The organism is Streptomyces sp. NPDC110618 (assembly GCF_055657065.1).
The window spans coordinates 24,939-38,615 of sequence record NZ_JBVKBN010000029.1; the positions used below are offsets into that span (position 1 = coordinate 24,939).

The window sequence follows — 13,677 nt, forward strand, 5'->3', positions numbered from 1 at the left end:
CCATCCTGCACCCGGGCACTGACAATCGGGCCGAGCTGCGGGGACGGGGGCGGTGGAGCGAAGTCGCGGCCCGGGGAGAATGGGAAGCATGGCGGGTTCCAGGGAGCGGGCGCGGCACTGGCGGTACGAGGAACTGCCCGGTGTCGATCTGCTGCGGGCCCGGTACATCCGCAAGAGCTTCGTGCGGCACACCCACGAGAACTTCGTGATCGCGGCCATCGCCGACGGCGTCGAGGTCTTCGCCCACCGGGGCTCCGACCAGTACGCGGGCGCCGGGGCGCTGGCGCTGGTCAACCCGGACACCCCGCACACCGGGCGGGCCGGGGTGCCCGAGGGATGGCAGTACGGCGCCGTGTACCCCTCCCCGGAGGTCGTGGCGGAGATCGCGGCCGAGACCACGACGATCCGCGGCACCCCCGGCTTCGTCGCGCCCGTGCTCGACGACCCCTACGCCGCCTCCCTGGTCCACCAGGTGCTGCGCGCCACCGACGAGGGCAACGCCCTGGCCGCCGACACCCTGCTGCGGGTCGCGGTGACCCGGCTGCTGCGGCTGAACGGCGGACCCCTGCCACAGCGCGAGGTCCGCACGGCGGGCGCCCGGATCGCGGCACGCGCGCGTGGCGTGCTCCAGGAGCGGATGGCGCAGCCGCCCAGCCTGGAGAAGCTCGCCGCGGAACTCGGCACCAGCCCGTTCGCGCTGCTGCGCGCCTTCCGCGACACCTACGGGATGCCGCCGCACACCTGGCTGACGGACGCCCGGGTACGCCAGGCCCGCCGACTGCTGGACACCGGAGTGACGCCCGCCGAGGCCGCCGTCGCCGTGGGCTTCGCCGACCAGCCTCACCTGAACCGCCACTTCACCCGCATCGTGGGCGTGCCGCCCGGCGCGTACCAGCGCGAGCGCAAGAACGTACAAGACCCGGCCGCACGGCTTCTCGTACCGTCCGAGGCGTGGCAGAGACAACACTCACAGACATACGGGACGGCGAGAGGAAGCCGGACGCCGCCGTCGTACGGGACGCGCTCGGGGTCGGCGTCGCCGTAGGGCTGTCCGGGTTCGCGTTCGGGGTGACCTCCGCGGGCAGCGGGCTCACGCTGTGGCAGACCTGCGTGCTCAGCCTGCTCGTGTTCACCGGCGCGTCCCAGTTCGCGCTGGTCGGGGCGCTGGCCGCGGGCGGCGGGGCGTTCGCAGCGGCAGCGGGCGCCTTCTTCCTCGGGGTGCGCAACGCCTTCTACGGGCTGCGTCTGTCACAGGTGCTCGCCCTTCCCCGCGCGGTGCGGCCGTTCGCCGCCCAGTGGGTCATCGACGAGACCACCGCCGTCACGCTCGCCCAGCCCACCCGGCGTGCCGCGCGGCTCGGGTTCGTGGTCACCGGACTCACTCTGTACGTCCTGTGGAACCTCACCACCCTGGCCGGGGCGCTCGGCGCCGAGGCCATCGGGGACACCAACGCGTGGGGCCTCGACGCGGCCGGACCCGCCGTGTTCCTGGCGCTGCTCGCGCCCATGCTGCGCACCACCACCGAGCGCGCGGTCGCCGGTGTCGCGGTCGTGCTGGGGCTCGGCCTGCTGCCGGTGCTGCCCGCCGGGGTGCCGGTGCTCGTGGCCGCGCTGGCGGCGCCCGCCGTGCTGTGGGCCCAGGGGCGGCGCGCGCAGAAGGAGGACCGGTGATGAACGTCTGGATCGCCATCGGCCTGACCGTCCTCGGCTGCTACGCCGTCAAGCTCGCCGGCCTCCTGGTGCCCGCGGGCGCCCTGGAACGGCCCCTGGTCCGGCGGCTCGCCGCGCTGCTCCCAGTCGCCCTCCTGGCCGCCCTCACGGCCCAGCAGACCTTCGCGGACGGCCGGGAGCTGGTCCTGGACGCACGGGCCGCCGGACTGGCCGCGGCGGCCGTGGCGCTGCTCCTCAGAGCGCCGTTCCTGGTGGTCGTGGCGGCCGCCGTGGCCGTGACGGCGGGGGTGCGGGCGCTGGGCGGGTAAGCCCTCGGATCAGCCTGTGGGGTGCCTTCGGCGGGTGGGCTGCTGGTGGGCGCGTCCCCACGCGTGGGTGGGTTGCTGGCGTCTGGGCTGTGGGAGGGGCCCCCGCGTGGGTGGGCCTCCGGTGGCTGGGCTGCTGGCGGGTGCCCCCGGTGGGGTCTCTGGCGGCTCACCCCGCCGGTGGATGCCCTCCGGGGAGTGAGCCCTTGGCGGGTGCCTCTCCGGCGGGTGAGCCCCTGTCGTCTGCAACGCTGGCGGACGCCTCCCGTGTGTGAGTCCCGGCGCCTGAAACGGCGACAGGTGCGCCCCTGGCGGATGAACCCCGGCTGACGAGGCCCCGGCGTCCTGGGCTGCCGACGGATGTCCCCGACGTCATGAACTGCTGGCGGATGCCCCGGTGGATGAGCCGCGGCGGCTGGAACGCCGGCGGATGGACCCCGGCGGCTGAGCCCTCGGCCGCCGGGGCCGCCCGGTGCGTCACCCGATGGCCCGCCCGTAGGCCCGCAGGATGTGCAGCGCCTCGATCGTCACCATGGCGCGCGCCTCCAGCGCGGCCCCCGGGGACCAGCGCCGTCGGCGGACCGGCCAGCCCCCGTCGTCCTGCTGCTGCGCGGCGAGGAAGTCCAGTGAGCGGCTCATCTCGTCGTCGGTGAACCACGCGCGTGCCAGCGATTGCGGGGACCTCGCGTAGTCGTGCGGGAAGTGATGCTCGGCGGGGGCGTACCCGGACGGCACCGGGAACTCGGTGAGGCGGTCCGGGTCCAGCACGGCGAGCCGCTGCTGCCGCACCAGCCGGCCGAGCCGGTCGGCGGCCGCCTCCGCGCGGGCGCGGTCGGGCGCGGAGTCCAGGAAGGCCACGGCGGCCTGGACCTCGTAGGGGTGGGACTTCTCCAGGGACTGCACCGCCTGCCAGCAGAAGTCCGTGGCCCGGAACAGCCACGCGTGCCAGACCTCGTTGCGGTGCAGCACGCCCACCACCGGGCCGGTGGCCAGCAGCTCGCTGCCCGGGTCGTCCTCGATCGGCAGGAACGGCGCCGCCGGATAACCCCGCTGGCCGGGATGGACCGCCGGCAGGGCACCGTCCGCCGTGGAGACCGAGGTCAGATAGCGGCACACCCGCTCCACGCGCTGCCCGCCGCAACGGCCGACGGTGTCCAGTACCCGCAGCGCGTGCGCGGTGTGCAGCGGCTGGCTCACGGGACCGCGCAGATCGGGCTTCAGCGCGTGCCCGTAGCCGCCGTCACTGTTGCGGTAGGCGTCCAGCGCGGTCTCCACGGGGTCCGCGTCGCCGTGCAGGAAGTGGTACGCGAAGAGGCGTTGTTCCAGTACGCGCGCGGTGAGCCACACGAACTGCTCGGCGCGGAAGAGCGGGGAGCGCGCCGAGGGCGACGGGGGGAGCGGGGAAGCTCCTGATTCGGCCATGGGGCAGACCGTAGGGCCGGAAAGCGGTCTCGCCGAGGGGGTCCGGCCAGGGCCCACCCGCAGGACGGGATACTGATGTCATGAGGTTGACGGTCTTCTGGGAGCGGATGGCGGAGCACTTCGGCACGACCGGGTACGCCGAGACCTTCGCGCGCGATCACGTGATGTCGGAACTCGGCGGACGCACCGTGCACGAGGCGCTGGCCGCCGGCTGGGAGGCCAAGGACGTGTGGCGGGTGGTCTGCCACGTCATGAACGTGCCGCAGGAACAGCGCTGACACGTCATGAACGTGCCGCAGGAACGGCGCTGACACGTCATGAACGTGCCACAAGAACAGCGCTGACACGTCACGAGGATCACAGGGCGGACCCGATTGTCGGTGGCGTGGGCCAGACTTGCTCCGTGGCCCCCACTGACGACACCGGGCAGCTCGCCCAGGACAGCACCCCGTTCGGTACGACGCCCCCCGCCCGGCCCCCGGCCGAGGGCGCGGCGCGGCCGAACGACCGCATGCCGCGTTGGCTCCCACGCGCCATGGTGCTCGCCCTCGCGCTCGTCGGTGCCTTCCAGCTCGGCAGCTGGGCCTTCCACCAGCTGACCGGACTGCTGATCAACGTCCTGATCGCGTTCTTCCTGGCGCTGGCCGTCGAGCCCGCGGTGAGCTGGATGGCCGCGCGCGGGATGCGTCGGGGCCTGGCGACCGCGCTGGTGTTCCTCACGGTGATGGTGGCCTCCGCCGGGTTCGTCACGCTGATGGGCTCGATGCTGGCGGGCCAGATCGTCACCATGGTCGAGGACTTCCCGGAGTACCTCGACTCGGTCATCAACTGGGTCAACACCCACTTCGACACCGAGCTGAAGCGGGTGGACATCCAGGAGGGGCTGCTGCGCTCCGACTGGCTGCGCAACTACGTGCAGAACAGCGCCACCGGGGTCCTCGACGTCTCCGCGCAGGTCATCGGCGGTCTCTTCCAACTGCTGACGATCACGCTGTTCTCGTTCTACTTCGCCGCGGACGGCCCGCGTCTGCGCCGCGCCCTGTGTTCCGTGCTGCCGCCCGCCAAGCAGGCCGAGGTGCTGCGCGCGTGGGAGATCGCGGTGAACAAGACCGGCGGCTACCTGTACTCCCGCGGACTGATGGCGCTGATCTCCGGGATCGCGCACTACATCCTGCTGCAGTCCCTGGAAGTGCCGTACGCACCCGTGCTCGCCGTGTGGGTGGGGCTGGTCTCGCAGTTCATCCCCACCATCGGCACGTATCTCGCGGGCGCCCTGCCCATGCTGATCGCCTTCACGGTCGATCCCTGGTACGCGCTGTGGGTGCTGGTCTTCGTGGTGGTGTACCAGCAGTTCGAGAACTATGTGCTCCAGCCCAAGCTGACCGCGAGGACCGTCGACCTGCATCCCGCGGTCGCCTTCGGCTCCGTCATAGCCGGCACCGCGCTCCTGGGCGCGGTGGGCGCGCTGATCGCGATTCCGGCGGTCGCCACCCTCCAAGCCTTCCTGGGCGCGTATGTGAAGCGGTACGACGTGACCGACGACCCGCGGGTGCAGGGGCACCGGAACCGCGGCTCGGGCCCGAACCTGGTGGCACGCGCGCGTGCCTGGCTGCGGCCGGAGGAACAGCCCGCCGAGGCGCGGAGCTCCGGCGAGGGCTGAGCCCTCAGCGCAGGTCGAGCCGCATCAGGATGCGGGGATGCCCGGCGAGCACCGAGGTGGTGTCGGCGACGTGGACGAACCCGGCGCGCTCGAAGTTCTTGCGCAGTCCCGCGTAGGCCATCGTCAGGTCGACCCCGGCGTCGCCGTTGTCGAGGGGGTAGGCCTCCACGACCGGTGCGCCGTGGGCGCGGGCGAACTCCACCGCCCCTGAGATGAGGGCGTGCGAGATGCCCTGCTTGCGGTGGCCGGGGCGGACCCGGACGCACCACAGCGACCAGACAGGCAGGTCGTCGACGTGCGGGATCTTGCGGTTGCGGGCGAAGGTCGTCTCCGCGCGCGGGGCCACCGCGGCCCAGCCCACCGGCTCCTCGCCGTCGTAGGCGAGCACCCCGGGCGGCGGTGCGGCGCGGCACAGCTCGGCGACGTACTCGCCGCGGGCCGGCCCGCGCAGTTCGTTGTTGAGCCTGGAGGGGATCCGGTAGCTCAGACACCAGCAGACGTTGGCGTTCGGCGACTTCGGGCCGAGCACGGCCCGGACGTCCTCGAAGACCGACGCCGGGCGCACCTCGATGGTCATGACCACACCATAGAACTGTCGTCACCCCCGTGCTCAAGCCCGCCGCAGCGGCCCGCGTGGTGCGCTTGACACAAAAATCGAACATCCATTCTTATGGAGGCTCCGGCAGGGTTCTCGGCGGGTGTTTCGCCATGGTTTCGGTGGTGAAGTGCCCGAGTTATCCACAGGCCGGACGGGCGTCGGGGCGCATTGTCAGTGGCAGGCGTTAGCGTCTTTGACGTGAAGCGATCGACTCAAGCAAATCGGGTGGAACCCATGGCAGGAACCGACCGCGAGAAGGCCCTGGATGCCGCGCTCGCACAGATTGAACGGCAATTCGGCAAGGGCGCGGTCATGCGCATGGGCGAGCGGTCGAAGGAGCCCATCGAGGTCATCCCGACCGGGTCGACCGCGCTCGACGTGGCCCTCGGCGTCGGCGGCCTGCCGCGCGGCCGTGTCGTCGAGATCTACGGACCGGAGTCCTCCGGCAAGACGACCCTGACCCTGCACGCGGTGGCGAACGCCCAGAAGGCCGGCGGCCAGGTCGCCTTCGTGGACGCCGAGCACGCCCTGGACCCCGAGTACGCCAAGAAGCTCGGTGTCGACATCGACAACCTCATCCTGTCCCAGCCGGACAACGGCGAGCAGGCCCTGGAGATCGTGGACATGCTGGTCCGCTCCGGCGCCCTCGACCTCATCGTCATCGACTCCGTCGCCGCGCTCGTCCCGCGCGCGGAGATCGAGGGCGAGATGGGCGACAGCCACGTGGGTCTGCAGGCCCGTCTGATGAGCCAGGCGCTGCGGAAGATCACCAGCGCGCTCAACCAGTCCAAGACCACCGCGATCTTCATCAACCAGCTGCGCGAGAAGATCGGCGTGATGTTCGGCTCCCCGGAGACCACGACCGGTGGCCGGGCGCTGAAGTTCTACGCCTCGGTGCGTATCGACATCCGCCGCATCGAGACCCTGAAGGACGGCACCGAGGCGGTCGGCAACCGCACCCGCTGCAAGGTCGTCAAGAACAAGGTCGCGCCGCCCTTCAAGCAGGCCGAGTTCGACATTCTCTACGGCCAGGGCATCAGCCGCGAGGGCGGCCTGATCGACATGGGCGTGGAGCACGGCTTCGTGCGCAAGGCCGGCGCCTGGTACACGTACGAGGGCGACCAGCTCGGCCAGGGCAAGGAGAACGCGCGCAACTTCCTGAAGGACAACCCCGACCTGGCCAACGAGATCGAGAAGAAGATCAAGGAGAAGCTGGGCGTCGGCGTGCGTCCGGAGGAGCCGGCCGCCGAGCCGGGCGCGGACGCCGCGGGTTCCGCCGCCGCGGCCGACGCGAAGACGGTGCCCGCTCCGGCCGCGGCCAAGGCCTCCAAGACCAAGGCCGCCGCCGCCAAGAGCTGACCCCGTGACACGACGAACCGACTGGGCCGAGTACACCCGGCCCGACCCGCCGGGGGAGCGGGGCGGGCGAGGTGTCCGAGGCTCCGCGGACCGGGACGGCGACGCCTACGGCGAGCACGGGCCGTACGGCGAAGGCGGCGTCCCGGGCATGGACGGACCGTACGGCGGTGGGCGCCGGGCAGACGGAGACCCGGCGTCGCAGGCCGATGAGCTCGCCGGTGGCACGCGCCGGAGAGCCGGCGGGGCTCGTGGCGCGGGCGGCGCCCGAGGGCGTCGTCGGCGCGGTCGCGAGGAACCGTCCGGTGAGGACGGAGGCACCTTCACCTCGTCGAGGGCCGAGGAGGGGGAGCCCCCGGGGGACCCGGTGGAGCGGGCACGGGCGATCTGCCTGCGCCTGCTCACCGGGACTCCGCGCACCCGCAAGCAGCTCGCCGACGCCCTGCGCAAGCGGGAGATCCCGGACGAGGCGGCCGAGGAGGTGCTGTCGCGGTTCGAGGAGGTCGGGCTGATCAACGACAGCGCGTTCGCGGACGCCTGGGTGGAATCCCGGCACCACGGACGCGGCCTCGCCCGGCGCGCCCTCGCCCAGGAACTGCGCACCAAGGGCGTCGACTCCGCCCTCATCGACGCGGCCGTCGCCCAGCTCGACTCCGAGCAGGAGGAGGCGACCGCGCGCGAACTCGTCGACCGCAAACTCCGCTCCACCCGTGGGCTGGACCGCGACAAGCGCCTGCGCCGCCTCGCCGGGATGCTCGCCCGCAAGGGGTACCCGGAGGGCATGGCCCTGCGCGTGGTCCGCCAGGCGCTGGAGGCCGAGGGGGAGGACACGGAGTTCCTGGGGGACGAGGGGTACTGAGGCGGGACGCCCGCCGTAGGGCGAGGGGACCTGGGTAGCGCGGGACGCCGCAGAGGAGGGCGAGGGGACCTGAGACGCGCGGGACGCCGCAGAGGGGCGCGCCGCCCCGCGGATCCGGCCCGGGCCGCCCTACTGCCCCTCCGACGCCCCCTCTGGCGCCGTCACCGGAAGCCCCGCCGCCCGCCACGCCTGGAAACCGCCCGTCAGGTCGGTCGCCCGGTGCAGACCCAGCCGGTGCAGGGACTCCGCCGCCAGGCTGGAGGCGTAGCCCTCGTTGCAGATGACCACCACGCGCAGGTCGTGGCTGTCGGCCTCCGGCAGACGGTGGCTGCCGCGGGGGTCCAGGCGCCACTCCAGTTCGTTGCGCTCGACCACCAGCGCGCCGGGGATCAGCCCGTCCCGCTCCCGCAGGGCCGTGTACCGGATGTCCACCAGCAACGCCTCACCCGCGCGAGCGGCCTCGTACGCCTCCCGGGGCTCCACGCGCGCGTAGGTCGCGCGGACGCGGTCCAACAACTCGTCGATCCCGACCGGCTGTTCGCCGCCCGCGCTCACTGCCAGTCCTCCGGACGCTCCACCTGCTCCAGACGCAGGATCGGACCGGTGCGGCTGTAGCGGCGGATGCGGGGGAGTGGCGGGTAGTAGGCGTGCACGGAGATCGCGTGCCGGTCCGTCGACTCGTTGAGCACTTCGTGGACGTGGTGGCGGCCGAAGGAGCGGCCCTGCCCGGCCGGCAGGCGGCGCTCCCGGTCCACGTCCTCGCTCAGTTCCAGGGTCTTCCAGCCGTCCGTGGGCAGCCGCGCGGCGAGCGAGTTCTCCTTCAGCTCACCGGCTGCCGTCACGAACGCGCCGACGGAGTCCGCGTGATCGTGCCAGCCGGTACCCGTGCCGGGCGGCCAGCCGATCAGCCAGGCCTCGCTGCCACCGGGGCCGTCGAGGCGCACCCAGGTGCGGCCCTCGGGGTCGAGCGGCAAGGAGGCGATCAGCTCGGCGTCGGCAGCAGTGCGCCGGGCGAAGTCGAGGAGGTCCGCCTGTGTGGGCGCGGCGGAGGGGGCAGCGGTGCGGGCAACAGCGGAAGAGGGGATGGCAGACACTTCAACCGTCCTGATGAGGGTTCGCGGGTGCGCGCGACGGCACGACAGCGGTGCGCGCGAAGGAGAGAGGGATGCGAATTCAGCAGGACCGGGTACACATGCAGCCCGCGTAGCGGACGAGGTCCACATGGACCTTCCGCCACAAGTGCACGCAGGTGTCGGTCATGGTGCGGAGTACACCATGATGATCTGGGCCGGTCAACTCACCATCAGCATGTGGACAATGGGCTCGCCATCAGCATGTGGACATCGTCGCGCCGGAACCGTTCAGCGCGACCCCGCCGTGGCCTGCGCCCCCGACTCCACCGGACCGCCCAGAGTGGCCTCCGCGGCGGCGTACAGGTCGGCCGGACGCACCCCGCCGAGCGCCGTGACCAGGTGGCCGTCGGGCCGGATCAACAGGACGCTGTGCGCCGGGGCACCCGGATAGGTCTCGGCGACCAGCAGCTCCGCCGGATGCGGCAGCGCCGCCACCGCCGCCGCCAGCCTGGGCATGATCCCGGCGGTCACCCAGTGCTTGCGGTCCCACACCCCCGTGCCCGGCGCGATCAGCAGCACCAGCAGCGCGCCCCGCCCCAGCCGGTCCCGCAGCCGTACGAACGAGCCGTCCTCCGCGGTCACCCGTACATCGGCGACCGGCGCTCCCACCGAGGTGTCGACGGGGACCTCGCCCTCCAGATGCCGGGGTGCGAGCGGCGAGTCGGCGTACGCCCCCGGCGCACCGAGCGCGCCGTGCCCCAGGTGACCCTCGGCGAGCAGCGCGTCATGACCCCGGGCCGAGCCGGGCACGTACGCGCGCAGTCCACCGCCCCCGCGCAGCAGCGGAAGCGCCTGGTCAGCGGCGCGCAGCCGGGCGGCGACGACGGCGCGCCGCTCCGTCTGATAGCTGTCCAGCAGCGCCTCGCGCGGCCCGTGGTGCCAGGCCAGCGCCAGCTTCCAGGCCAGGTTGTCGGCGTCCCTGAGCCCCTCGTCGAGCCCGTGCGTGCCCAGCGCCCCGAGCAGGTGCGCCGCGTCCCCGGCGAGGAACACCCGCCCGACCCGCCAGCGCCGCGCCAGCCGGTGGTGCACGGTGTGCACACCGGTGTCGAGGAGTTCGTACGCCGGGGTCGGGCCGTCCGACCAGCCCGCGAGGGTCTCCCGGACGCGCGCCACCAGCAGCTCGGGCGTGACCAGGTCCTTGCCCGGCGGCAGCAGCCAGTCCAGCCGCCACGCGCCGCCCGGCAGCGGACGCGCGGTGATCTCCCCGGCCGAGGGGCCGGTCGAACGCCAGGGCGGCATACGGTGCAGCAACGCTTCGTCAGGCCAGGGCAGTTCGGCGCGCAGCGCGGCCACGGCGTGCCGTTCCACCGCCGTGCGGCCGGGGAAGCGGATGTCCTGGAGCTTGCGCACGGTGGAGCGGGGGCCGTCGCAGCCGACCAGGTAACTGCCGCGCCACCAGGTGCCCTTGGAACCGCGCGTGCGCGCGCTGACACCGGAGGACTCCTGTTCGATGCCGTCGACGCGGCTGTCCACCACGATCCGTGCCAGGGACTCACCGGCCAGCGCCGCACGCAGGGCGCCGGTCAGGACGTGCTGGGCGATGTGCACGGGCGCGGCAGGCTCGTAGGAGACGTCCTCGGCGCCGGCGTCGTCCGGGGGCGGGGTGCCGAAGGACACCCGGCGCATCACCTGCCTGCGCCGCATGGACCGCCATCCGGCCCAACGGCAGCCGGCCTCGGCCATCGGCAGACCGGTGAGCCGCTCCATGAGGGCAGCGGTGTCCTCGCGCAGGACGACGGTGCGCGCGAGGCGGGGTTCGTCCTTGCCGGGTCCCTCGTCGAGGACGACCGACGGCACCTCCTGGCGCGCCAGGGCAAGGGCGAGCGTCAGCCCGACAGGCCCCGCCCCGACGATGATCACCGGGTCCACGGCGAAGTGCCCCCTGCCCGCGGCGGTGTCCCGAGGGACGGGTGTGAACAGGAGGTTTGAGCAGGGTGCACGATCACAGAACGTATGCAACCTATTGCCGGTGCTTGCGTCAAGTGACCGAAGGCAGTGGCGATCATGCCACTGCCTTCGTGTCGTTCACACCGTGCTTCCGGCGTCGCTCAGGTCACTTGACCGACCGTCATTTCTTGGGCGTATGAGTGATGCCGCCGAAGCCGCCGAGGCCTCCGCCCTCACCGCCGGTCCCGAAGGAGCCGCCGACCGCCGCCGGGTTCAGCTCCTCCATGTCCTCCGCGCCCAGCACCGCCCCGGTGGAGCGCTTGCTGCGCCGCAGCCAGCCCTCCAGCCAGCTCGCGAAGCTGGTCAGGATGAAGTTGAGGACGATGTAGATGATCGCGACGACGATGAAGCTGGGGATGACGTTGGCGTAGTTGGCCGCCAGCGTGCCGCGCGAGTTCAGCAGCTCGGTGAAGCCGAGCATCACACCGCCGAGCGCGGTGTCCTTCACGATGACCACCAGCTGGCTGACGATCGCCGGGAGCATCGCGGTGACCGCCTGCGGCAGCAGGATCGTGGTCATCGTCTGGCCCTTGCGCAGACCGATCGCCTGGGCGGCCTCCGTCTGCCCCCTGGGCAGGGCGAGGATGCCCGCGCGGACGACCTCGGCGAGGACCGAGGCGTTGTACAGCACCAGGCCGGTGACGACCGCGTACAGCGGCCGGTCCGCGCTGGAGACGTCCGTGGAACGGGCGAAGAACTCGTTCGCGAACAGCATCAGCAGCAGCACCGGGATGGCGCGGAAGAACTCCACCACGGCACCGGCGGGGATCCGCACCCAGCGGTGGTCGGACATCCGGGCGATACCGAAGACGGCACCCAGCGGCAGCGCGATGACCATGGCCAGCGCCGCGGCCTTCAGCGTGTTGGCGAGACCCGGCAGCAGATACGTCGTCCACGCCTGGGAGGTGGTGAACGGCTCCCACAGGGCCCACTTCAGCTGGCCCTTGTCGTCCATCACGCGCCAGACCCAGAACAGCACCAGGGCGAGCAGCACGAAGAAGACGATCGAGAAGATCACATTACGCCGCTTGGCCCTCGGGCCGGGGGCGTCGTACAGAACCGAGGTCACCGCTTCACCGCCAGTCGCTTGCTCAGCCAGCCGAGGAACAGACCGGTGGGCAGGGTCAGAACCACGAAACCGAAGGCGAAGACCGCGCCGATGAGCAGCGTCTGGGCCTCGTTCTCGATCATTTCCTTCATCAGCAGGGCCGCCTCGGCCACACCGATCGTGGCTGCCACCGTGGTGTTCTTCGTCAGCGCGATCAGTACGTTGGCGAGCGGGCCGATCACCGCGCGGAACGCCTGCGGCAGCACGATCAGCCGCAGCACCTGGCTGAAGCTCAGCCCGATGGCGCGGGCCGCCTCGGCCTGGCCTACCGGGACGGTGTTGATGCCGGAGCGCAGCGCCTCGCAGACGAAGGCGGCGGTGTAGGCGACCAGGCCGAGGATCGCCAGACGGAAGCCCTGGGCCTCGAAGTCGTCGGGCGCCCCCATCGTCATTCCGAAAATGTCGGCGAGGCCGAGCGAGGTGAAGACGATGATGACGGTGAGCGGAATGTTGCGGACGATGTTCACGTAGGCCGTGCCGAAACCGCGCATCAGCGGTACGGGGCTGACCCGCATGGCCGCCAACAGAGTGCCCCAGATCAGGGAGCCGACGGCGGAGAAGAATGTGAGCTGCACCGTCACCCAGAAGGCGCCGAGCAGGCTCGGGTCGTCATAGTCAGAAAGAAAGTCGAACACGATCTCCCGCGCTTCCGGGTGGGTGGCGTACGTGGTGTACGGGGCGGTTCGTGTCGGGCCGCACCGCACTGACGTGCCGCGCCGCCGCCGCGTGGGTCAGGCCGACGGCGGCGGCGCGAGGGCGGAATCCGCGTTACTGAACGATGTTGCCGATCTTCGGCGCGGGCTCGTTCTTGTAGTCGGCCGGGCCGAAGTTGTCCGTGACGGCCTTCTCCCAGGCCTTGTCCTCGTACATCTTTTCGAGGGCGGTGTTGATCTTGTTGACCATCTCGGTGTCGCCCTTCTTGACACCGATGCCGTAGTTCTCGTTGCTCAGCTTCAGGCCGGCGAGCTTGAACTGGCCCTTGTACTGGTCCTGCGCGGCGAAGCCGGCGAGGATCGAGTCGTCGGTGGTCACGGCGTCGACGGCGCCGCTCTGCAGACCGGCGATGCACTCCGAGTACGTGCCGTACTCCTTGAGCTGGGCGTCAGGGGCGATCTTGTCCTTGACGTTCTGCGCGGAGGTCGAGCCGGTCACCGAGCACAGCTTCTTGCCGTTGAGGTCCGTGCCCTCGGCGATGTCCGAGTCGGCCTTGACCAGCAGGTCCTGGTGGGCCAGCAGGTACGGGCCGGCGAAGTCGACCTTCTCCTTGCGCTCGTCGGTGATGGAGTAGGTGGCGGCGATGAAGTCCACGTCGCCACGGGCGAGCGCGTTCTCGCGGTCCGCGCTCTTGGTCTCGATGAACTCGATCTGGTCCGGCTTGTAGCCGAGCTCGCCCGCCACGTACGTGGCGACGTCGACGTCGAAGCCCGAGAAGGAACCGTCGGGCTCCTTCAGGCCCAGACCGGGCTGGTCGTACTTGATGCCGACCTTGATCTTGCCGCCGCCGCTGGAACCGGTGTCCGAGCTGTCGCTGCCGTTGTCGTCGCCACCGCACGCGGTCGCGGTGAGGGAGAGGACGAACGCAGCGGCGGCCGCCGCGGTGACCTTGCGGAGCTTCATG

General features: G+C 71.6%; 16 protein-coding genes. 7 read left to right on the plus strand and 9 right to left on the minus strand.

The window, feature by feature from the left end:
• The first annotated feature begins 88 nt into the window (after positions 1 to 88).
• The 3 genes from ACZ7L7_RS33730 to ACZ7L7_RS33740 are packed head-to-tail and all read left to right on the plus strand — an operon-like array spanning position 89 to position 1,979.
• A complete protein-coding gene (locus tag ACZ7L7_RS33730; protein WP_285516551.1) occupies positions 89 to 1,045 on the plus strand; it encodes an AraC family transcriptional regulator in 957 nt (318 codons plus the stop codon).
• On the plus strand, positions 952 to 1,671 hold the full coding sequence (locus tag ACZ7L7_RS33735; protein WP_285516550.1) for an AzlC family ABC transporter permease: 720 nt from the start codon (positions 952 to 954) through the stop codon (positions 1,669 to 1,671). Before ACZ7L7_RS33730 ends, ACZ7L7_RS33735 begins: the two co-directional genes overlap by 94 nt.
• A complete protein-coding gene (locus ACZ7L7_RS33740) occupies positions 1,671 to 1,979 on the plus strand; it encodes an AzlD domain-containing protein (RefSeq protein WP_285516549.1) in 309 nt (102 codons plus the stop codon). The genes ACZ7L7_RS33735 and ACZ7L7_RS33740 overlap by 1 nt, the downstream gene beginning before the upstream one ends.
• A 474-nt stretch (positions 1,980 to 2,453) precedes the next feature.
• On the opposite strand, the gene ACZ7L7_RS33745 is transcribed toward ACZ7L7_RS33740, so the two are convergent.
• Positions 2,454 to 3,398: a prenyltransferase/squalene oxidase repeat-containing protein gene (locus ACZ7L7_RS33745; RefSeq protein WP_472077853.1), complete on the minus strand. Its 945-nt coding sequence runs from the start codon at positions 3,396 to 3,398 to the stop codon at positions 2,454 to 2,456.
• Positions 3,399 to 3,478: 80 nt separating this feature from the next.
• On the opposite strand from ACZ7L7_RS33745, the gene ACZ7L7_RS33750 reads away from it, so the two are divergent.
• Together ACZ7L7_RS33750 and ACZ7L7_RS33755 are read left to right on the plus strand one after the other, a co-directional pair.
• Entirely contained in the window at positions 3,479 to 3,676 is a 198-nt protein-coding gene (locus tag ACZ7L7_RS33750; RefSeq protein WP_285516547.1) for a DUF3046 domain-containing protein, read from the plus strand.
• A 125-nt stretch (positions 3,677 to 3,801) separates the two neighbouring features.
• Entirely contained in the window at positions 3,802 to 5,058 is a 1,257-nt protein-coding gene (locus ACZ7L7_RS33755) for an AI-2E family transporter (RefSeq protein WP_285516546.1), read from the plus strand.
• Between the two features lie 4 nt (positions 5,059 to 5,062).
• Here the strand turns inward: ACZ7L7_RS33755 and ACZ7L7_RS33760 are convergent, their stop codons facing one another.
• Complete coding sequence (locus ACZ7L7_RS33760; protein ID WP_453603834.1) at positions 5,063 to 5,635, minus strand: GNAT family N-acetyltransferase; 573 nt, start codon at positions 5,633 to 5,635, stop codon at positions 5,063 to 5,065.
• A gap of 255 nt (positions 5,636 to 5,890) precedes the next feature.
• Here ACZ7L7_RS33760 and recA point away from each other — a divergent pair, with 255 nt between their 5' ends.
• Positions 5,891 to 7,015: a recombinase RecA gene (recA, locus tag ACZ7L7_RS33765; RefSeq protein ID WP_313895784.1), complete on the plus strand. Its 1,125-nt coding sequence runs from the start codon at positions 5,891 to 5,893 to the stop codon at positions 7,013 to 7,015.
• 4 nt (positions 7,016 to 7,019) lie between these two features.
• Entirely contained in the window at positions 7,020 to 7,871 is an 852-nt protein-coding gene (recX, locus tag ACZ7L7_RS33770) for a recombination regulator RecX (RefSeq protein WP_453603831.1), read from the plus strand.
• Positions 7,872 to 8,000: 129 nt separating this feature from the next.
• On the opposite strand, the gene ACZ7L7_RS33775 is transcribed toward recX, so the two are convergent.
• From ACZ7L7_RS33775 to ACZ7L7_RS33805, 7 genes are all read right to left on the minus strand, one after another.
• Positions 8,001 to 8,426 carry a rhodanese-like domain-containing protein gene (locus tag ACZ7L7_RS33775; RefSeq protein ID WP_453603829.1) on the minus strand — a complete coding sequence of 142 codons (426 nt, stop codon included), beginning with the start codon at positions 8,424 to 8,426 and terminating at the stop codon, positions 8,001 to 8,003.
• Positions 8,423 to 8,965 carry a cupin domain-containing protein gene (locus tag ACZ7L7_RS33780; RefSeq protein WP_285516542.1) on the minus strand — a complete coding sequence of 181 codons (543 nt, stop codon included), beginning with the start codon at positions 8,963 to 8,965 and terminating at the stop codon, positions 8,423 to 8,425. The genes ACZ7L7_RS33775 and ACZ7L7_RS33780 overlap by 4 nt, the downstream gene beginning before the upstream one ends.
• 79 nt (positions 8,966 to 9,044) lie before the next feature.
• On the minus strand, positions 9,045 to 9,131 hold the full coding sequence (locus ACZ7L7_RS33785) for a putative leader peptide (RefSeq protein WP_351985706.1): 87 nt from the start codon (positions 9,129 to 9,131) through the stop codon (positions 9,045 to 9,047).
• A 101-nt stretch (positions 9,132 to 9,232) separates the two neighbouring features.
• Positions 9,233 to 10,873: an FAD-dependent monooxygenase gene (locus ACZ7L7_RS33790; protein WP_472077854.1), complete on the minus strand. Its 1,641-nt coding sequence runs from the start codon at positions 10,871 to 10,873 to the stop codon at positions 9,233 to 9,235.
• Positions 10,874 to 11,072: 199 nt separating this feature from the next.
• Entirely contained in the window at positions 11,073 to 12,020 is a 948-nt protein-coding gene (locus tag ACZ7L7_RS33795) for an amino acid ABC transporter permease (RefSeq protein ID WP_453603825.1), read from the minus strand.
• On the minus strand, positions 12,017 to 12,694 hold the full coding sequence (locus ACZ7L7_RS33800) for an amino acid ABC transporter permease (protein ID WP_285516539.1): 678 nt from the start codon (positions 12,692 to 12,694) through the stop codon (positions 12,017 to 12,019). Before ACZ7L7_RS33800 ends, ACZ7L7_RS33795 begins: the two co-directional genes overlap by 4 nt.
• Positions 12,695 to 12,827: 133 nt before the next feature.
• Entirely contained in the window at positions 12,828 to 13,676 is an 849-nt protein-coding gene (locus tag ACZ7L7_RS33805) for a glutamate ABC transporter substrate-binding protein (RefSeq protein ID WP_285516538.1), read from the minus strand.
• Position 13,677: the final 1 nt, after the last annotated feature.

What these genes read in the sequence shown, in the direction of transcription:
- ACZ7L7_RS33785 (WP_351985706.1), bottom strand. Translation starts at nt 9,131, where the DNA reads ATGACCGACACCTGCGTGCACTTGTGGCGGAAGGTCCATGTGGACCTC.
- ACZ7L7_RS33760 (WP_453603834.1), bottom strand. Translation starts at nt 5,635, where the DNA reads ATGACCATCGAGGTGCGCCCGGCGTCGGTCTTCGAGGACGTCCGGGCC.
- ACZ7L7_RS33750 (WP_285516547.1), top strand. Translation starts at nt 3,479, where the DNA reads ATGAGGTTGACGGTCTTCTGGGAGCGGATGGCGGAGCACTTCGGCACG.
- ACZ7L7_RS33740 (WP_285516549.1), top strand. Translation starts at nt 1,671, where the DNA reads ATGAACGTCTGGATCGCCATCGGCCTGACCGTCCTCGGCTGCTACGCC.
- ACZ7L7_RS33745 (WP_472077853.1), bottom strand. Translation starts at nt 3,398, where the DNA reads ATGGCCGAATCAGGAGCTTCCCCGCTCCCCCCGTCGCCCTCGGCGCGC.
- ACZ7L7_RS33805 (WP_285516538.1), bottom strand. Translation starts at nt 13,676, where the DNA reads ATGAAGCTCCGCAAGGTCACCGCGGCGGCCGCCGCTGCGTTCGTCCTC.
- ACZ7L7_RS33730 (WP_285516551.1), top strand. Translation starts at nt 89, where the DNA reads ATGGCGGGTTCCAGGGAGCGGGCGCGGCACTGGCGGTACGAGGAACTG.
- recA (WP_313895784.1), top strand. Translation starts at nt 5,891, where the DNA reads ATGGCAGGAACCGACCGCGAGAAGGCCCTGGATGCCGCGCTCGCACAG.